This window comes from Nostoc cycadae WK-1, assembly GCF_002897135.1.
Classification (GTDB): domain Bacteria; phylum Cyanobacteriota; class Cyanobacteriia; order Cyanobacteriales; family Nostocaceae; genus Nostoc_B.
Genome location: NZ_DF978425.1, coordinates 160,437 through 180,747 on the forward strand (window position 1 = coordinate 160,437; position 20,311 = coordinate 180,747).

Here is a 20,311-nt window from a genome sequence, read left to right on the forward strand (position 1 = left end):
CGCCAAAAAAACTCTGCGATACTCCCTCGCCAGTCCCCCATCGTGACGGAAACCGCCAAGACGGGGGCTGGTCTCACCGCGTTTACCTTGGCGATACTCTGCGTTAAAAAATCCTATGAATAACCTCAACTTCTTCTCTGATTACCTAGTCGCCAGTTTACACCTTACTGTCCCCTTGGCTTTTGCATCTTTGGGCGGATTATATTCTGAACGTTCGGGAGTATTAAATATTGCCTTAGAAGGAATGTTACTGACTGGTGCTTTTAGCAGTGCGGTAGCTACCTTCTATACCGAAAATGTCTGGGTTGGTATCCTTGCGGCTGTGATAGCTGGGGGTTTGGTGGGTTTACTCCACGCTTTTTTATGCGTGACTTTACGAGTTGACCAGTTAGTATCGGGGTTAGCAATTAATTTGGTAGCTGCTGGGTTAACGTCGTTTTTAGCGCGGTTGGTGTTTCACGGTGCGAGTACCCAAAGATTACCAGGAATTGAGCCTTTGATTATTCCTGGTTTGGCAAATATCCCGGTGTTGGGAGTGCTATTGTTTCAGCAAGATATTCTTGTCTATTTACTGTTATTTTTAATTGCTGTTAGTGTATATGTTTTATTTCATACCAGCTTTGGTTTAACTTTGCGGGCGGTAGGGGAATATCCCCAAGCGGTGGTGACGGCTGGGATATCCGTTGCAATGGTGCGTTACTGTGCAGTGGTGCTGAGTGGTTGTTTGGCGAGTTTAGGCGGTGCGTATCTAGCTTTGGTGCAAATTCGATTTTTCAGCGAAGGAATGAGTGCAGGTAGAGGATTTATTGCGATCGCTGCTTTAATTTTTGGTAGATGGCATCCTATAGGCAGTACTTTAGCTTGTTTATTGTTTGGAGCGACAGAAGCTTTACAGTTGCGTATTCAGGCTTTGGGCGCTAACATTCCTTACCAATTCCTAGTTATGTTACCTTATGCGATCGCTTTGTTCGCATTACTCGGATTAGCTGGTAAAGCTTCTCCCCCAAAGGCTTTAGGCGTTAATTATTTTCCCGAAAATCGCGGACTAGATTAAATTCTATAATAGTTTTTAGAAAAATTTATACTTGCTACAGTTGCACATAACCCTTACGAAAATGTACACTTTTAATCATGATGTTTGCTTGATAGTGCCATTAGCTTGTCATTGTCTACCCTTAACTTCAGCATAGACAATCAACCTAGTGAGTCATACACGAGCTAGTTCATTTCCAGCCGCATATAGCCGCGTGAAAATAACCTCGTAAACCATCAAATATTTACTAGAGAATGTGACCTTACTAAAAGTAAGGTCATTCTTGAATTGAAAATTCAAAATTTGGGTAGGTAGTCTTTAATTTAAAGGTGACTTGTTGTTTATGAACGGAAAGCCACTGATATTAGTTGTAGAAGAAAATATACACAATTTAGAACTGCTAAATTATCACCTCAAAGCATTAAATTATTCTTGCATTTGTGCAAAGCAAGGCATCAAAGCTTTGATAGTTGCACAAACACATCAACCTGATTTAATTATCTTAGATATGATGATTTCTGATATTAGCGGCGGTCAAGTGATTGATTACCTCAAGCGAGAGAAAAAAACTGCAAAAATTCCCGTCATTGCGGCTATCCCTTGGTATCTAGAACAAAATTCCGAACGCTTATTTTTAACAGGTACTGATGGCTATCTCACAAAACCCTACGACTTGAAGAAATTAGGAGTGCTATTATCTCGCCATCTCACTCAGTTAAATTCTTCCAGTTTGCTTTAGGAATAGATTCAGGATTCCGCACTTCTGGTAACTGTTGTAAAACTACAATTATCCCAGTCCTTCCTGTAGCTAAATTTGTATTTGTCATCAAGTCAAGTATTGGCTTGCCAATGATTTCTTCAATCAAATTTTGCAGATGTGGTTTAATAATTTTGTCTAAAAATAAGCGGACTTGTTCTGCCAAATTCCCATAGCCACCAGATATCAGTGTTACCTCAACAGGAGAAGCCGATTTTTCTAAAGAAATCACCAATTCTGTATCAAAAAAATGACATACAACTTGGCTTGGGCGCTGCCCTAGCTGTTCATAATATAAAGCACTGATACGCTGTGCAATTTCTCTCTCAAGTTGTCCAATAGTTGGGTATGACATTATTTTCGTCAGTATTTATTATCTAGATGTTGAGTTAACTGAGTATGGGTTCAATAAAATTATGATTGGTATCACATAATATCTATTCATAGTACATATATCATCCTATGTAAACCATCAATGTGAAATTAAATTATATTTTTTTGGTATTTAATTTTGCTAAAATATTGACCCATTTTAAATAATAAAAAACTTATAGTGCAATCATAACCTTAGCTATTATCACTTAAAAACAAGCCATATCAGGTGAAATATTGATTGTAGAGATAATAAACATTTCTGCTAAACCAGTTAATTTTGTCTTCAAAATCTGCACAACATTTGATAAAATGAGGCAGTCCATTAAATATTTTTTGGTTAAAAAATTTAGGTCTTATAAACTTCTGAGAAAACTTGTTACTTATAGAAATAATTTGTTTAGCTAGTAGACCAACAATAATCAATCAACGGATAGATTGCTCTCTGTCACAAGATAGATTTAGAGAGCATCCAAAAATGGATAGTACCTACTTATTTTGTCCCGAATAAGCGATCGCCTGCATCTCCCAAACCGGGAATAATATAACCGTGTTCATCCAAATACTCATCAATAGCAGCAGTATAAATCGGCACATCAGGGTGAACGTTACAGAAATGTTGGAGACCTTCTGGTGCTGCAAGTAAGCAAACAAACCTCATTGATAAAGGGTTAGTAGATTTCAACCTTTCCACAGCCGCAACAGCAGAATTTCCTGTAGCTAACATTGGGTCAACAATAATCATGTCCCGCTGCTCAACATCGTGGGGAACTTTGAAATAATATTCAATTGGAATTAATGTTTTTGGGTCACGGTATAAACCAATATGACCAACCCGTGCTGATGGCATTAATTCTAACATACCATCTAAAATTCCCTGCCCTGCACGCATGATAGACACTAACACCAGCTTTTTATCCGGTGCAAGCACGGGTGCATTCATTGGGGCGAGGGGTGTTTTAATCTCTTCGTATTTCAGCGGTAAATTGCGCGTTACTTCATAACCTAACAACAGACTAATTTCTTTGAGGAGATTGCGAAATTTCGTCGTGCTAGTTTCAGCCTTCCGCATCAAAGTTAGTTTATGTTGAATTAAGGGATGATCAATAACTGTTACTTGATTTTGCATTTTGGTTATTAGTCAATGGTCAATAGTCAATAGTCAATAGTCAATGGTCAATAGTAATTAGTTACTCTTTGCTGTTACTCTACTCCTACTGGCTATGGACAATAGACAATGGACTATTGACTAAAATACTGTCCCATCGCTGTCAATTTGGATAGGGGGTTGACCACCTTTTCTTAGTTCTGCGGCAATTTTGCGTCCGGCTGTCCAGGTTCCGCCTTGGAGGATTTTCACCAAAGGAAGTTTTGCAACATTCATGCCTAACTTTTCACGGACTGTTTCTGCAATTTCATCTAACAAAATCACAGTTAAAGCCCGCCATTCAATAATTAATTCTGAACCTACAGAGTGAGATGAATGCAAAATATTTGGATCTTTGGGCTTAATTAATTCTAAATCGAGACATAAACCACCATTACGATATTCGGGTAATCCAGTTAGAGCATCTAAATCAGTAATAATTAAACCCATTTCTTGTAATGGTTCTAACAAAGAATATGTTAACCATTGCGAAAGTTTGTGAAAGGGAATTAACCCATCATCATTTATAGCTGAATGTTGCCAGACATCACCAAGATTAACACCAGAAATTGTTAATCTTCCCGGCCAAATGTCACTCAGCCCTTCTAACACTGCACTTAATACCGTTGTTGCTGCTAACTGTTCATTTTGAGATTTACTCACAAGATAATTTACTAAATTGCCTGGGCGTGGGTTTTCTTCGCCGAATAAATGCGGGAAAGCAATCACGACTCGTCCCAATCTCTGTAATAATTGCGATCGCCCACTCATTCCCACTAATGGATTTTCTGCGCTTACCTGAAACCCTTGTGCTAATTCTGCCTCAGTTAACCTCAGCAACTTCAACCCATCAACTTGCGGTAGACCTGACAGCGAAAACGCCCCTTGACAAAACATCTCAAAACTTGCAATAGCCAACCCCTCAGAACGCCCCAAACTCAAGCCTGTTGACTGTTCAAAATAATGCCAACTCGCCCCCGCCCCTGCATCTAACAACACACTCACAATTGCCAAATCAAACTTAGCAATCGCTTGTTGTAAAGGCGTTAGTCCCGCTAACAAATTATTTAACGTTGCCAAACGCGGTACACCCTGTGCTGCAAAATGTCGCCACCGACTGTGAAAGGGAATATCTAAATCTGGATACTCACCCCGCATCACCTCAATTACATAATCTGCCACTCTTTCCAACTGCGACAAATCACAAGTAAAGTAACGCGACTTCCCCTGATTCACCAGCGCAAAAATTTGCCCACACCTTTCTCTTATCGCCCTAGGCGAACGAAGATACTCAACTTTTTCCACCCTTCACCCCTGTAATGCCATAAATTCTGAGGGGTTACGAGATCCCCGACTTATTTGAGAAGTCGGGGATCTGAACACTCTCACAGATTAAAATTCACGGACGGACTAAAAGTTCATCCCACAAGAAAGTGATAATACAACGGTTATATCAGTATGAATTGATGAAACTTTTCAGACTTCACACTTCCAAAGAACGCCCCTTCACCTCTGCTAAACCATCTGTATCCAACACATCCCCTGTAGTGTAATAACCAGCAGCTTTCTTCGCTTCAATTTCCACCCGCGCATCTTGAGGAATCAAATCTTCGGGTATTGCAATGCGTTCGACAATTTCAATACCTGACTGAGTAATGGCGTTGTACTTCATATTACTCATCGACACCATCCGGTCAATGCGCGTAATGCCCAGCCAATGTAACACATCCGGCATTAATTCCTGAAAGCGCATATCTTGGACACCTGCGACACATTCTGTCCGGGCAAAATACGCATCAGCGCGATCGCCTCCTTCTTGACGCTTCCGGGCGTTGTATACTAAGAACTTCGTCACCTCTCCCAAAGCCCGGCCTTCTTTGCGACAGTAAACAATAATTCCCACACCGCCTTCTTGGGCAGTTTGGACACATACCTCAATGCCGTGGACTAAATAAGGGCGACAGGTACAAATATCTGAACCAAAGACATCAGAACCATTACACTCATCGTGTACCCGCACAGCCACAGGTTTATTCGGGTCGGTAATTGCGGTTAAATCTCCCACAATATATACAGTTAAACCCCCAATTGGGGGTAAAAATACTTCTAAATCAGAACGTGTCACTAGTTCGGGGAACATACCCCCAGTTTGTTCAAACAAGGCGCGGCGTAAATCTCCTTCGGTAATGCCAAAGCGTTTAGCAACTCCTGGTAAATACCAAACTGGTTCAATGGCTGCTTTCGTCACCACCAAATCACCGCCAGGTTTCATAATTTGCCCATCTACCTGCAAGCGCCCTTTCGCCACCGCCTCTTGCAGTTCTGGCATATTGATATGCGCCTTGGTGATAGCAATTGTTGGGCGGATATCGTAACCCTGTTGTAAATAAGTAGAAAAAACCTCTGGGGCGATCGCGCCAAAGGGATCAAGTGAGACAATTTTCTCAGGATCACCCCAACTAGGATGGGGGCCAATATGCTCAATGGGCGAAGTATTCGTTAAATCAGCACGGTGGTCTGTTTGCAAAGCGCCACTCGCCACCGCTAAAGCGCGATAAATTGCATAACCGCCCGAATGAGTACCAATCACGTTGCGATGAACTTGCTTAGTCAACGTTGCAATTACCGGGCCGCGTTCTAGTGGTTCACTTACGCCCCAGTTAATTGCAATTGGCTTGGGGCCGAAATTACTGGGATGGGAAGTTAAAACAATATGCCGGGACACACTATTTGGCTTTGGCATAGTCATACAATTTTATATTTTGGATTCTGGTTTTTGGATTGACCCCATAGCGAAACACGGGGTTGGAGAATTTTAGACGTTAATAGATCCGAGTTAAAAGATTGAGGATTTTCGATTGATTCAACAGATAACCCGGAGGGCTTTTACCATCAAGGAACTATTAGTCATAGGTTTATGTAATTTTTTTATGAATTATTAGTCACTAAGTAGTTGTCAACTATCTGTAGTAAGTTGTTTGTTTTTAATGTGTGCTTGTTTAATGACTAATTGTTTACAACTCCATTATGTAGAGTTTCGTATTTGTCAGTATTGGTTAATACAATTACTAACATAAAATTCGCTATTTATTCATACTAGTGTGGAATAAATTTAAAGATGACATTAAATGTCACTGAGAAGATAATTTTGTGCGAAAGTTATTAATAAGGTAAAAACACTAATCTCAAAATCTCTCAAATTCATGGATTCTTTATCTATTAATTCCTTACTTGAAGATTTGAAGAACCCTAATGCTTCTGTCCGGGAAAAAGCAACTAAGAAACTATGGCGGATATGGTTTCAGCAAAAGGGAATTCATGGTCTGGAAAAAATCGACCAAAGTCAAAAATTACTGGATGCTGGTAAAACCACTGAATCTGAGTCACTGTTAACCCAACTGATTCAAGAACAGCCTGATTTTGCCGAAGCTTGGAATCGTCGAGCTTTTCTGTACTACAGTGTCGGTAAATATAAAGAATCTCTGGCAGACTGTCAGATGGTTATCCAAATTAATCCAGTGCATTTTGGTGCATTACATGGTATGGGCTTATGTTATGCCGCCATTGGTCAGTATCTTGATGCCATTAAAGCCTTTAAACGTGCTTTAACAATTCAACCCTATTCTTTAGTAAATCAAAAATTAATTTTAGAATGTACACTCAGACTCAGTTAAAACATCTGTCTGATTACATTCTTTTGTTCTATGAATCCGTTACCACCCTCAACAACAGTGATTCATCGCCTTAGTCGCCGCCAGTTGATTCAGTATGGTTCCATTTGTATGGGTAGCAGCTTGCTTGCTGCCTGCACCAACAATAACCAACCCACCTACTCTAGTTCACAGTTAGATAAAATTAGCTTTGGGACAAACTGGTATGCACAAGCAGAACATGGCGGATTTTATCAAGCGATCGCCACAGGTATTTATCAAAAGCACGGTCTAGATGTCACCATTAAAATGGGCGGCCCACAAGTACCTAGCGGCACTCAGTTGTTAGTAGGGGGTGCAGTTGATTTCTTTATGGGATATGGCATCGATGCCATTAACGCCATTGCCCAACAAATCCCCAAAATTACCGTCGCGGCCATCTTTCAAAAAGACCCGCAGTGCCTAATAGCCCATCCCAACACAGCAACCAAAACCCTTGCCAACCTCAAAGGCAAACCAATTTATATCTCAGCAGCAGCAAACGTCACATATTGGCCAGTTCTGAAAGTTAAGTATGGTTTTACCGACGACCAAAAACGCCCCTATAACTTTAATCCCGCCCCCTTCCTGGCAGATAAAACTTCCGCACAGCAAGGTTACATCACCTCAGAACCCTACGCCATTGAAAAACAAGGCGGGTTTAAACCCACAGTCTTTTTACTAGCAGATTATGGTTACTCTACCTACGCCACAACTATTGAAACCAAAAAAGAACTAGTAGAAAAAAATCCCGATTTAGTCCAGCGATTTGTTGACGCTTCTATTAAAGGTTGGTACAGCTACCTCAAAAATCCCCAACCAGGAAACCAACTCATCAAAAAAGATAACCCCGAAATGACCGATGACCAACTAGCATACGGCATTCAAAAACTCCAAGAATATGGGATTATTACTTCTGGTACTGCCGAAAAACAAGGGATCGGGTCAATGAGTGAAGAACGCTGGAAAGCACTCTACGATAGCATGGTAACGGCTGGGGTTTACAAACCCAATGTTAACTACAAAGACGCGTTTACCTTGCAATTCGTCAATAAAGGCATAGACTATTACAAGTCTGCATGAGTAACCATCCAGCGATTACACTCCATCAAATTAGCAAGGTCTACGCTAATGGCACTGTTGCCTTACAAGACCTGAACTTAGCAATTCCCGAAGCACAATTTATCAGCTTGGTGGGTGCTTCCGGATGCGGTAAAAGTACAGTGCTACGACTAATAGCCGGATTAGGTAAAGTCAGTTCCGGTAACATTGACTGGGGCATACCACAAGCAGCGCGAAAATTAGCCTTTGTCTTTCAAGATGCCGCCCTCATGCCCTGGGCAACGGTGAGAGAGAATATCCGCCTACCGCTAAAATTGGCGAGAGTGCCGAAGCAAGATGCTCAAAATTTAGTCCAGCAAGCCTTAGCATTAGTCGGACTGACCAATTTTGCTGATAGCTATCCCCGACAGTTATCTGGGGGGATGAAAATGCGTGTTTCCATAGCTAGGGCATTAGTTACTCAACCAAACATTCTATTAATGGATGAACCCTTCGGGGCTTTAGATGAAATTACCCGCAGCAAACTCAACAGTGATTTACTAGATTTGTGGCAAAAGTATCACTGGACTGTGGTATTTGTGACCCATAATATTTACGAGGCGGTGTATTTATCGAATCGCGTGTTAGTTATGGGGATAAATCCTGGGCGGGTGGTAGCGGATATTGCAATTGATGTACCTTATCCCCGTGATGAAGAGTTTCGGACATCAGTACTATATAACGAATATTGCCGCAAGGTTGCCCGTTGTTTAGCCGAAACTATGAATTAACCGCAGATGGATGCTGATGAAGATTTTTGATAGGAAGACACAAAGTAAGTTGATTTCTGCTGAGGTTTTAGCACCTGTTGTAGTGGGTGTGGTGGCTTTGCTGCTGTGGGATATTTTAGTAAGGGTAACTAATTTACCGCCTTATATTTTGCCTGGCCCTTTGTTGGTATTTCAAACGTTAATTACCGACTGGAACGAGTTATTTTCTTCGTTATTAATTACGTTACAAATTACAGTGGCGGCTTTTATTGCTGCTGTAGTTTCTGGCTTATTAATTGCAATTTTGTTTACTCAAAGTAAGTGGATAGAAAAAAGTTTATTTCCATACACTGTTATTTTACAGACAACGCCGATAGTAGCGATCGCACCCCTTATCATTCTCTGGTTTAAAAATAACACCTTTGCCGCCCTTGTAGTTTGTGCTTGGATAGTCGCCTTTTTCCCCATCGTCTCTAACACCACCCTCGGACTCAACAGCGTTGACCGCAACTTACTCAACCTCTTTCAACTTTACAAAGCCTCACGCTGGCAAACTTTATGGTATCTCCGCTTACCCAGTGCCATGCCTTATTTTTTAGGTGGGTTAAAAATTAGCGGTGGTTTAGCCTTAATAGGTGCTGTAGTTGCAGAGTTTGTCGCCGGGACAGGTGGGGCAAAAGCTGGCATTGCCTACCGTATCCTAATTTCTAGCTACAACCTCCAAATTCCCCGGATGTTTGCGGCTTTATTCCTCACCACTGGCTTAGGCGTACTAATATTTATCAGCCTCAGTTACCTATCAGACTTTATATTAAGTAAATGGCACGAAAGCGCCGTTAAACATGAAAACTAATAAAACGCAAAAGTGCGCTGAGGTTCACGCAAAGGTGCGCAAAGAGATAAATTCTCAGCGTTACTCTGCACTTACCTCTGTGTGACTCTGCGTTAAACAAAAGACTATGGCAACTACCAATTTAGATACCCTCTGCGCTGCTTTTACAGGTATAGAAACCCTCACTGACCCTCACCAAGTAGCAAAACTATCCCAGGACTACCACACCTTTAGCCCTGTCCTTGTACCCAAGTTAGCAGGCAAAGTCGGGGATATTGTGGTGCGTCCGGCAAATGAAGCGGAAGTGATAAAAGTAGCGGCTACCTGTGCAAAGTTACGCATACCTGTAACCGTACGTGGTGCGGGAACTGGAAATTATGGGCAATGTGTACCAATGCACGGTGGCGTAATTTTAGATATGACCAAAATGCAGGAAATTCTCTGGGTAAAACCAGGAGTGGCGAGGGTACAAGCTGGGGTGAAATTAGCCACCTTAGATAAAAAAGCAAAGGGAAGTGGCTGGGAAATGCGAATGGCACCCTCAACCTACCGCACAGCAACTATTGGGGGGTTTATCGCTGGTGGGAGTGGTGGTATTGGTTCGATACAGTATGGGTTACTGGGCGATCGCGGCAATCTTTTAGCATTGCGCGTGGTAACTTTAGAAGATGAACCCCGTGCGATCGAACTGCGTGGTGACGATGTGCAGAAAGTTAACCACGCTTGGGGAATTAACGGCATTATTACTGAAGTTGAAATTCCTTTAGGTAGTGCTTATCCCTGGGCGGAAGTTATTGTCACCTTTGACAACTTTATGACAGCCGCTAAGTTTGGTCAGTCATTAGGTAACGCTGATGGGATGATCAAAAAAATCATCTCTATTTTTGCCTCACCTATCCCAAAATATTTTAGCGCCCTACAACAATACATTCCTGATGGTACTCATGCAGCCTTATTAATGATTGCAGAACCAAGTTTAGAACTATTGCCGGGTTTGGTACAGCAATACGGCGGTCAAATTACTTATCAAAAACCAGCCCAAGAAGCAGGTAAAGGCTTAAATTTGGCTGAATTTACCTGGAACCACACCACGTTACACGCCCGCAGTGTCGATACTTCTATTACCTACTTGCAATCTATCTTCCCTGCCGACAAAGGTTTAGAGCTAGTAGAAGAATTGTATGATTATTTCGGTGAGGAAGTAATGATGCACTTAGAATTTATTCGCGTCAATGGCCGGGTAGTACCTGCGGCTTTACAACTTGTGCGTTACACCACCGAAACCCGCCTAAATGAGATTATTCACTACCACGAAGCAAAAGGTGTGTTTATCGCTAATCCTCATACCTATATTATTGAAGACGGCGGTAGAAAAGTCATCGATCCTGAACAGTTGAAATTTAAAGAAATGGTTGACCCTTATGGGTTAATGAATCCTGGTAAGAGTAAAGTGCTGGAATTCAAGGTAAATTAAAGTGCTGAGTGCTGAGTAAGAACTCTTACCTTGCCTCCTACCTTGCCATAACGATAATTTTTAACACTGAGCTACTTAAACTAATGAAAGGTATTGCGACTGATATTGCATCTATTGTTGGCGAAGAAAATACTGTTCTTTGGGAAAATCTAGAAGCCAGTCAACAAAAACCTATTCAACAGGCGACAACTTCCATAAATCCCCCTAATTGTATTGTCTATCCTCGCACTCAAACACAATTATCTCAAGTTATGGCCACTGCTTATCAAAATAAGTGGCGCGTTCTGCCTTGTGGTAGTCGTAGTAAACTTAACTGGGGTGGTTTAGCTAAAGGCATTGATATTGTAGTCAGTACAGAACACATTAACCAACTCATTGAACACGCTGTTGGTGATTTGACTGTCACCGTGGAATCTGGGATGAAATTTGCCCAACTCCAAGGAATTTTGGCAAAATCACGCCAATTTCTTGCCCTTGACCCCACAGCACCAGATGAGGCAACTATCGGTGGTATTGTGGCTACTGGTGATACAGGTTCTCTGCGACAACGTTATGGTAGTGTCCGTGACCAGTTGTTAGGTATTACTTTTATCCGTGCTGATGGACAAATTGCTAAAGCTGGTGGACGAGTTGTCAAAAACGTTGCTGGCTACGACTTGATGAAATTGTTTACTGGGTCTTACGGTACATTAGGAATTATCAGTCAAGTAACTTTTCGTGTCTATCCGATGCAAGAAGTTTCAGGTACTGTGGTGCTGACTGGTGCAGCCGAGGCTATATCTCAAGCGGCTTCTACGTTGCGGGGTTCAGCGTTAACGCCAACCCAAGCTGATTTGCTATCCACACAACTTGTATCTAACTTAGGGTTAGGTCAAGGATTAGGATTAATTGCCCGTTTTCAAAGTATTAGTGAAAGTGTCAAAGAACAATCAAACCGACTTTTAGAGGTAGGCACACAGTTAGGTTTAAATGGGGCAATATACGCCGATGCCGATGATACTAATCTATGGCAGAGATTGCAAAATCAAATTAATTATCCTCACACAGATGCAGCAATTACTTGCAAAATAGGAATATTACCAAGTGCGGCTGTGGAAATATTAAATCAAGTGAAAATCGGGTTAATTCATATCAGTAGCGGCTTGGGTTGGCTACAATTAGAGGAGCAGAATCAAGTTTTGGAATTGCGCGATCGCACTCAAAATCATCAAGGTTTCTTATCTATTTTAACTGCACCTGTCACAGTCAAACAAAATATTGATGTTTGGGGATATTCTGGTAATGCTTTACCGTTGATGCGTGGCATTAAAGCACAGTTTGATAGCCAAAATATTTTAAGTCCGGGTCGATTTGTAGGGGAAATTTAACTCACTACCACTAAGAAAGCCCTTATGAAACTTATTTTATAGCCCAGCATAAAAGAGTGGCTAGTATGTTTACTCAGCACTTTATATGAAAGAGAGACTCTGATTTTTACTCAGCACTTAGCACTCAGCACTTTCAACTCAGAGGGGAAATATGCAGGTTTCAGAAAATTCTATTAACAATACAGCTAGTATCAAAAATTTACCAGGTTTTGATGCTAATCATCCGCCTGACCCCAAGTTAATTGATACTTGTGTACATTGTGGATTTTGTCTTTCAACTTGTCCTAGTTATCGGGTAATTGGTAAAGAGATGGATTCTCCTAGAGGACGAATCTATCTGATGGATGCAATTAATGAAGGTGAAATTGCCCTAAATACAGCTACAGTTGAACATTTTGATAGTTGTTTAGGGTGTCTTGCTTGTGTGTCAACTTGTCCTTCAGGCGTACAATATGACAAATTAATTTCCGCCACTCGCCACCAAGTTGAACGTAATTATCCTCGCAGTTTACCAGATAAACTTATCCGCCAACTGATATTTTCTTTGTTTCCCAACCCAGATATTTTACGCATTTTACTTGTACCATTATTTGTTTATCAAAAGTTAGGATTTTCTAAGCTATTACAGTCAACTGGCATTCTCAAAAGTATCTCGCCAAGGTTGGCAGCAATGGAATCAATTCTGCCACAAATTACTGCCAAATCTTTTCAAGATAATTTACCAGATATTATTCCCCCCAAGGGACAAAAACGCTATCGAGTTGGGATGATTTTAGGATGTGTGCAACGGCTGTTTTTCTCCTCTGTGAATGAAGCGACAGTGCGAGTATTAACAGCGAACGGTTGTGAGGTGGTAATTCCTAAATCTCAAGGCTGTTGTGCTGCACTTCCCGAACACCAAGGACAAACCGAACAAGCCAAAGCTTTAGCAAGGCAAATGATTGATAGTTTCGCTGATACTGATGTAGATTTTGTCATTATCAATGCTGCTGGTTGTGGACATACTTTAAAAGAATATGGTCATATTTTAGCGGATGATCCAGAATATCGAGAAAAGGCAGAGAATTTTGCCGCTAAAGTCAAAGACGCGCAAGAATTTTTAGCAACTGTTGGCTTAACAGCTAAACTATCACCAATCACAGATAAACCTTTAACTTTGGTTTATCAAGATGCTTGTCATTTATTACATGGGCAAAAAATTAGTCTGCAACCGCGTCAATTATTACATCAAATTCCTGGCGTGACTTTAAGAGAACCTTTAGACGCAGCTTTATGTTGTGGTAGTGCTGGGGTTTATAACCTATTGCAACCAGAAGTCGCTGAGGAATTAGGTAAACAAAAGGTACAAAACTTATTAAATACTGGTGCTAATTTAATTGCTTCTCCGAATCCTGGTTGTGCTTTACAGATTACCAAACATTTAGAATTGCAGGGGAAAAATATTGCTGTGATGCACCCAATGGAATTGTTAGATTATGCAATTCAAGGTGTGAAATTAAGCCTTGGCGACTAGAAGTCGCGGCTACACAGACAAAACCCACCTAGCCTACGGCTTCTGCGAAGCAGTACGTGGGTTCAAAACCTTTGATTTTTGATTAGTCCGCGTGGTGCGCCAAGCGCAATAGGCGGACTTTGTTTGTGTAGTAGTGAATTATATTCGCCCAGAACTTTTAACTATATATCTAAGTATACGCAGTTCATGATGGCTGCTGATTTGGGAATCATAAGCGAGACAACCTTTGTTGAAGGTAGCAGTCCTTCAGCTATTCGTATGGAGACTATAAATGCAGCTAAATACGATAAAGCAGCAATTCCTAGTCAAACTTGATCGCCCATTTATCTTAGCAGCGCTGATTATTCCTCTGGTTCACCTCGGACTAGGATACATGGGTTTATCAATGACATTTGTCGGTGGTGCATCAGCATTTTGGCCCGCGTTGGGTGTATTTGTAGCGGGAATGTTATTAGTAGGCTATCGAGTTTGGCCTATCTTATTTATCAGTGATTTTATTGTTAGTTATATTATTTTTTTTAAACATAATCTTGTAATTAGTACTATTATCCCTGCCGTTAATTTAATTACACCTTTTGCTGCAACTTTTTTAATTCAGCGATTTATTAAGCGGCGCTATTTTTTAGAGCGATCGCAAGATGTTTTTAAATTTATAGTTATCACTATACCCAGTCCCCTAATCAGTTCTGTATTGGCTGCACTGACACTGTGTATGAGTGGGATTGCACCTTGGCCAGTATTTGGTAACGTTTTTCAAACCTGGCTAACATCAGACAGCGCAGGTATTTTAATTGTTACACCTTTACTGTTGGCATGGTTGCAAAAGTCTCCATCACCAAGAAGTTTTCGTCGGCGACAAATTATCGAACTAGCATTTGTCTTACTGTTAATGATGGCGGTTGTTCGAGTCGCCTTTTCTGGGGGATACCCAATTGAATATATGATTATCCCGCCGCTGATTTGGACAGCCTATCGATTTGACGCGCGGATATCGACTGTAGCTGTACTTATTGTCTGTGCGATCGCAGTTTTTGGCACTGTTAACGGTTTTGGTTCTTTTGCTAAACAACCATCGCCAAATGAATCACTCATCTTACTGCAATCATTCATTTGTGTGATTGCTATCACTACTTTTATCATCTCTGCGGTAACTCATGAAAATCAAAAATCAGCCATGATTCTCCGCCAAGCTAATGATGAACTAGAACAGCGTGTAGCAGAACGAACGGCTGAACTCCAAGAAGCTAAAAATATTGCAGAAGTTGCTAATCAAGCCAAAAGTGAATTTCTCGCCAATATGAGCCATGAGTTACGCACACCCTTAAATGGCATCCTGGGTTACACTCAAATCTTACAACGAACTGAAACCTTAACAGAAAAAGGATATAAAGGTATTGAAATCATCCATCAATGCGGTTTTCATCTCTTAACTTTAATTAATGATGTGCTAGATTTATCCAAAATCGAAGCCCGCAAAATGGAGTTACATCCCATTGATTTTCATTTTCCTTCATTTCTAGAAGGTGTTGTGGAAATATGCCGGATTAAAGCTGATCAGAAAGTAATTGCTTTCAATTATCAACCCGACTCTCAAATTCCCATTGGCATTCAAGCTGATGAAAAAAGATTAAGGCAAGTGCTAATTAATCTTTTAGGTAATGCTATCAAATTTACAGATAAAGGCGGAGTGACATTAAAAGTCAATGTCCTGAATAAAATAGAACAACAAGAAATAACTAACTATAAAATTCGCTTTCAGGTCGAAGATACAGGTGTAGGCATGACATCGGCACAATTACAAAAAATATTCCTACCTTTTGAGCAAGTAGGAGAAATTAATAAACAGTCTGAAGGCACTGGATTAGGATTAGCTATTAGTCAAAAAATCGTCTATCTGATGGGCAGTAATTTGCAAGTTGAAAGTCAACTTGGTCAAGGTAGTATTTTCTCATTTGAAGTGGAATTACCAGAAGCAAAACAATGGGCAGAAAGTTCTAGACTTATGCCACAAGGAACTATCACAGGTTATCAAGGCAAAAAACGCACCATTTTACTAGTAGATGATAAGTGGGAAAATCGTTCTGTTCTGCTCAATTTACTAGAACCCATTGGATTTGAATTAATTGAAGCTAGTAATGGAGAAGAGGGAATTAATCAGGCTGTAGCGTCTTTACCTGATTTAATCATCACTGATTTAATCATGCCTGTCATGGATGGCTTTGACTTTATCCGACAAATTAAACAATCTCCTCAGTTACAAAGTGTTGTAATTATTGCTACTTCTGCCAGTGTATTTGATAGTGATCAAAATCAGAGTTTAGATGTTGGTGCAAATGCCTTTTTATCTAAGCCTATTGTTGTGGAAATTTTATTAGAACTACTGCGAGTACATCTGAATTTAATTTGGATTTATGCACCAAGCTCCCAAATTAATGCCAATCGCAACCAAACTAATGTTCAATCTAATTACAATGATTTAACTTTACCGACTGTTGATATATTGAATCACTTATATGATTTAGCCAAAGATGGCAATGTTGATGGAGTATTGCAAGCAGCTAATGATTTAAAAACTGATAATCATATTTATGTTGATTTTGCTCAACAAGTAATCCAACTAGCAGAAAATTTTCAAATGAAAAAGCTACGAGAAATTTTAACTCAATGGATAAATCAAAATAACTAGAATATTAATAGTGTTAATTAGTCTTAATGAAATGCAATATTTTAACCAATGCCAAACTCAGAATTTATTTTAATTGTTGATGATAATCCTACTAATTTGTCAGTATTATCACAAGCGCTAAAAAGTGCAGGTTTTGCGGTGAGAGTAGCTGAAGATGGAGAAAGTGCAATTGAATTAGTGCAGCATAAACCACCAGCACTAATTTTATTAGATGTGCAGATGACGGGAATAGATGGTTTTGAAACCTGTCAGAAACTCAAAGCTGATCCTTTAACCCAAAGCATCCCCATTATTTTTATGACAGCATTAACTGATACTGAAAATAAGGTAAAAGGACTTTCTTTAGGCGCAGTTGATTACATTCCTAAACCCTTTGAACAAGCAGAAGTAATTGCTAGGGTGCGAATGCACTTACAACTCAAGCAATTGACGGATAATCTGGAACAACGGGTAATAGAAAGAACAGCCGCGCTAAAACAGGCACAAGTACAACTGGTACAACAAGAAAAACTGTCGATGCTGGGTCAGTTAGTAGCAGGTGTAGCCCATGAAATGAATAATCCTATTAGCTGCATTGTGAGTAATCTTCCTCCCGCGCAAGAATATGTTGCGGATTTGTCGAAAATTCTGCAATTATGTCAGCAACATTATGAGCAATTACCAGAGGTGATTCAAGATGCGATCGCCCAAACAGATTTAGAATTTCTCTTAGAAGATTTACCAAAACTCCTCAATTCTATGCAGGTTAGCACGCAACGAATTGAAGATATTTCTGTTTCACTACGCAACTTTGCTCGTGCTGACACATCGGTAAAGGTTAAGTTTGATGTTCATGAAGGACTTGAGAGTACATTATTAATTCTGCGCCATCGTCTGAAAGGATTCGGGACGCGACCAGAAATTCAAATTCTCAGACAATATGCTGCTTTACCAAAAGTTGAGTGTTATCCAGGGCAACTCAATCAAGTATTTATGAATATCTTAGCTAATGCCGTTGATGCTTTAGAAGATGTTTGGCAGCAAGAAAAGCAAGTCGATGATTTCTTGATAATCAAAATCTCTACAGAAATGTCCAGCCCTGAATATATCACGATTCGGATTGCTGATAATGGTATTGGAATGACAGACGAGGTGAAACAACGTATTTTTGACAGTTTATTCACCACGAAAGCAGTTGGTAAAGGTACAGGATTGGGATTAGCGATCGCTCATCAAATTGTAGTCGAAAAGCATGGCGGTGCAATTAAAGTTAACTCCCACCCCTATCAAGGTAGTGAATTTGTCATTATCCTGCCTTTCCAATAACAAGATAGGGCGATGAATGGTATTTAATTGCCGAATGGATAAATAGCCTTATTTTTTCAAGCGTAAACCCATATTTTTATGGCATCCGGCGATTGTTATATCAGCAATTTGAGAGGTTTTCATTTATATACTAGACCATTTATAATCCAAGGTAATTACTTGCTTTTATGTCTTTTTTTGCCGTTAAATTATGTCTTTTAAATTTATCTATTTTGTGGCGAATTTCTACCCTGTTTACACAAAAAACTTATATATTATTAATGAGAACATTGCTCTAAAATTAAGCGCCAGATTTTATTAGACAAAAGAGGTTAACTTATGTCCTAAGATAAATAGACAATAACAGATTTTAATCAAAAAAAATATATAAATATTTTAAAATTCATTTTAGTAGTTACAAGAATAAAAACTAATTAAACTTATGTATAAATTGATAATCTCTAGCTTAGATTCTATTCAGAACAAGACGTTTATCCAAAACTTAACTCCAGAGGAAACAGAAACTATATTAGCAGGTGGTTATCCTTATGGTTTTCATATAATCAATATTACTGATAGCCTATCAATAAATGCTGTCGGAGGAGATTATACAATTGAAGCTGCTGGTATAAATTCAATCAGCTATCATGATAATAGAATTCATACTATAGACCACTCAAGGTCTAATAATAATAGTTTTTTCTACTAAGTAAGTGGGTGGAAAATGTTTGTTTCCAACAGCTTATTTAGGAAAAAATGGTAGGAATGCACATCTGTGCATTCCTACTTTGATGTCAATGATAACTTTTCTTGTAGATGCTTTTAACACTTAATAGAAGTGAAAAAACCATTTTCAGAAAGAGTTGCAGTCCATTGGATATAAACAGAAAAAAAGCCAATATCTATCTACGTTTTTGTCGTTTTACCGCATAACCATAAGGTACAGGCCAGTTAGGAACTTCATCTAAGTGACCCTGAGCATGAATAGACCAATATGGGTCGCGGAGCAATTCTCGACCAATCAGAACCAAATCAGCGCAGCCACGAGTAATGATTTGATTGGCATACTCAGCTTCAGTTATCATCCCTACAGCTGCGGTATTGATTTGAGATTCTTGCCGGATTTTGGCAGCAAAAGGCACTTGATAACCCTTTTCTACAGGAATTTTGGCGTGGGGTACTAAGCCACCTGTAGAAACATCAATTACATCAACACCTAAACCTTTTAGTTCACGAGATAAAATTACTGATTGTTCAATATCCCAACCCCCTTCTACCCAATCAGTAGCAGAGATACGAACAAAAAGTGGCATTCCTGGCGGTAAAATCTCGCGTATCCGTCTGGCTACTTCCAGTAATAAACGCATTCTATTTTCTAGAGAACCTCCGTAAATGTCTGTTCGCTGATTACTGAGTGGTGACAGAAAAGAATGCAATAAGTATCCATGAGCCGCGTGAATTTCAATAACTTGAAAACCAGCTTGCAGCGATCGCTCTGCTGTTTGAACAAACGCTGTAATAACTTCTTCAATACCACGTTCATCCAAAGCCTTGGGAACAGGACTATTGTCATGAAAGGGAATGGCACTGGGTGCAATTGTAGGCCAAGCACCTAGTTCAGGTGTTAAAGGTGTACCACCCAACCAGGGAACATGACAACTTGCTTTTCTCCCAGCATGAGCCAGTTGGATACCCGCAACTGCTCCCTGTTGCTGAACAAAACGCACAATGCGGGCTAATGGTTCAATTTGAGTATCATCCCAAAGACCGAGATCACCAGGTGTAATGCGCCCTTGGGATGTGACTGCTGTGGCTTCCACCATAATTAAACCAGCACCGCCAACAGCCCTGCTTCCCAAATGAACAAAGTGCCAATCATTTGCTATTCCATTCTCAGCGGAATATTGACACATAGGTGACATGGCCACACGATTTGGCAAAGTTAAATCGCGAATTTTGAAGGGACTAAATAAGTCTAATTCAGGTATTTCCTGATCATGTAAACAAGCTGATTCACCTCCAGAAGAACGCGTGAATTCTAATCCCCTTTGCTCTAGGGATGATAAATTTGTCACATTATCTGTATTCATATCTTTAATTAAATTCCTCTAATCTGTGAGCTATAGCTGTACTTAGTTTAGGTTCGGACAATGGTTGATTGTTCAAAGCCTCGAAGATATAGGGTTTATACTCAGCACTTTACTATAACAACTTGTTTGTATTTGGTGTATACCGTCAGCATCTGTTCATTTTACGCGCTAGTTGGCTCTAAATAACCGTGGTTTTCTGGCTCAAAGAGCTTGGCGGGTTAACTCCTCTGTTTCTTTAACTACTCGTAAATATTTA

16 protein-coding genes are annotated in these 20,311 nt (G+C 40.1%); 11 read left to right on the plus strand and 5 right to left on the minus strand.

Going from position 1 to position 20,311, the window contains the following annotated elements; translation table 11 throughout:
* Positions 1-115 precede the first annotated feature (115 nt).
* Positions 116-1,054, plus strand: a complete 939-nt coding sequence (locus NCWK1_RS08835; protein ID WP_103124454.1) for an ABC transporter permease — start codon at positions 116-118, stop codon at positions 1,052-1,054.
* Positions 1,055-1,376: 322 nt separating this feature from the next.
* Positions 1,377-1,772, plus strand: coding sequence for a response regulator (locus NCWK1_RS08840; RefSeq protein ID WP_096579609.1), 396 nt, complete (start codon positions 1,377-1,379; stop codon positions 1,770-1,772).
* Here the strand turns inward: NCWK1_RS08840 and NCWK1_RS08845 are convergent.
* The 4 genes from NCWK1_RS08845 to NCWK1_RS08860 form a co-directional block, all read right to left on the minus strand.
* Positions 1,741-2,145: a Na-translocating system protein MpsC family protein gene (locus tag NCWK1_RS08845; protein ID WP_096579611.1), complete on the minus strand. Its 405-nt coding sequence runs from the start codon at positions 2,143-2,145 to the stop codon at positions 1,741-1,743. The genes NCWK1_RS08840 and NCWK1_RS08845 overlap by 32 nt on opposite strands.
* Before the next feature lie 510 nt (positions 2,146-2,655).
* Positions 2,656-3,291: a uracil phosphoribosyltransferase gene (upp, locus tag NCWK1_RS08850; protein WP_096579613.1), complete on the minus strand. Its 636-nt coding sequence runs from the start codon at positions 3,289-3,291 to the stop codon at positions 2,656-2,658.
* Positions 3,292-3,411: 120 nt separating this feature from the next.
* Positions 3,412-4,614: a URC4/urg3 family protein gene (locus NCWK1_RS08855; RefSeq protein WP_103124455.1), complete on the minus strand. Its 1,203-nt coding sequence runs from the start codon at positions 4,612-4,614 to the stop codon at positions 3,412-3,414.
* 178 nt (positions 4,615-4,792) lie between these two features.
* Positions 4,793-6,052 (minus strand): GTP cyclohydrolase II, encoded by a 1,260-nt coding sequence (locus tag NCWK1_RS08860; RefSeq protein WP_103124456.1) that lies wholly within the window; start codon positions 6,050-6,052, stop codon positions 4,793-4,795.
* 460 nt (positions 6,053-6,512) lie between these two features.
* Between NCWK1_RS08860 and NCWK1_RS08865 the strand changes: the two genes are divergently transcribed.
* The 9 genes from NCWK1_RS08865 (at position 6,513) to NCWK1_RS08905 (ending at position 17,986) form a co-directional block, all read left to right on the plus strand.
* The gene (locus NCWK1_RS08865; protein WP_015115012.1) at positions 6,513-6,983 is read left to right on the plus strand and encodes a tetratricopeptide repeat protein; all 471 of its coding nucleotides are present in this window, start codon (positions 6,513-6,515) and stop codon (positions 6,981-6,983) included.
* 30 nt (positions 6,984-7,013) lie between these two features.
* Positions 7,014-8,081 (plus strand): ABC transporter substrate-binding protein, encoded by a 1,068-nt coding sequence (locus NCWK1_RS08870; protein WP_103124457.1) that lies wholly within the window; start codon positions 7,014-7,016, stop codon positions 8,079-8,081.
* Positions 8,078-8,830 (plus strand): ABC transporter ATP-binding protein, encoded by a 753-nt coding sequence (locus tag NCWK1_RS08875; protein WP_103124458.1) that lies wholly within the window; start codon positions 8,078-8,080, stop codon positions 8,828-8,830. Before NCWK1_RS08870 ends, NCWK1_RS08875 begins: the two co-directional genes overlap by 4 nt.
* Positions 8,831-8,846: 16 nt before the next feature.
* Positions 8,847-9,662: an ABC transporter permease gene (locus tag NCWK1_RS08880; protein WP_222838776.1), complete on the plus strand. Its 816-nt coding sequence runs from the start codon at positions 8,847-8,849 to the stop codon at positions 9,660-9,662.
* 106 nt (positions 9,663-9,768) lie between these two features.
* Positions 9,769-11,115 carry an FAD-binding oxidoreductase gene (locus NCWK1_RS08885; protein ID WP_103124460.1) on the plus strand — a complete coding sequence of 449 codons (1,347 nt, stop codon included), beginning with the start codon at positions 9,769-9,771 and terminating at the stop codon, positions 11,113-11,115.
* A gap of 83 nt (positions 11,116-11,198) precedes the next feature.
* A complete protein-coding gene (locus tag NCWK1_RS08890) occupies positions 11,199-12,482 on the plus strand; it encodes an FAD-binding oxidoreductase (RefSeq protein ID WP_103124461.1) in 1,284 nt (427 codons plus the stop codon).
* Between the two features lie 151 nt (positions 12,483-12,633).
* Positions 12,634-13,995 (plus strand): (Fe-S)-binding protein, encoded by a 1,362-nt coding sequence (locus NCWK1_RS08895; RefSeq protein WP_103124462.1) that lies wholly within the window; start codon positions 12,634-12,636, stop codon positions 13,993-13,995.
* Between the two features lie 271 nt (positions 13,996-14,266).
* On the plus strand, positions 14,267-16,681 hold the full coding sequence (locus NCWK1_RS08900; RefSeq protein WP_103124463.1) for an MASE1 domain-containing protein: 2,415 nt from the start codon (positions 14,267-14,269) through the stop codon (positions 16,679-16,681).
* 48 nt (positions 16,682-16,729) lie between these two features.
* Positions 16,730-17,986, plus strand: coding sequence for a hybrid sensor histidine kinase/response regulator (locus NCWK1_RS08905; protein WP_103124464.1), 1,257 nt, complete (start codon positions 16,730-16,732; stop codon positions 17,984-17,986).
* Between the two features lie 881 nt (positions 17,987-18,867).
* Here NCWK1_RS08905 and NCWK1_RS08915 read toward each other — a convergent pair.
* Positions 18,868-20,055: an NADH:flavin oxidoreductase/NADH oxidase gene (locus NCWK1_RS08915; RefSeq protein ID WP_103124466.1), complete on the minus strand. Its 1,188-nt coding sequence runs from the start codon at positions 20,053-20,055 to the stop codon at positions 18,868-18,870.
* Positions 20,056-20,311 lie beyond the last annotated feature (256 nt).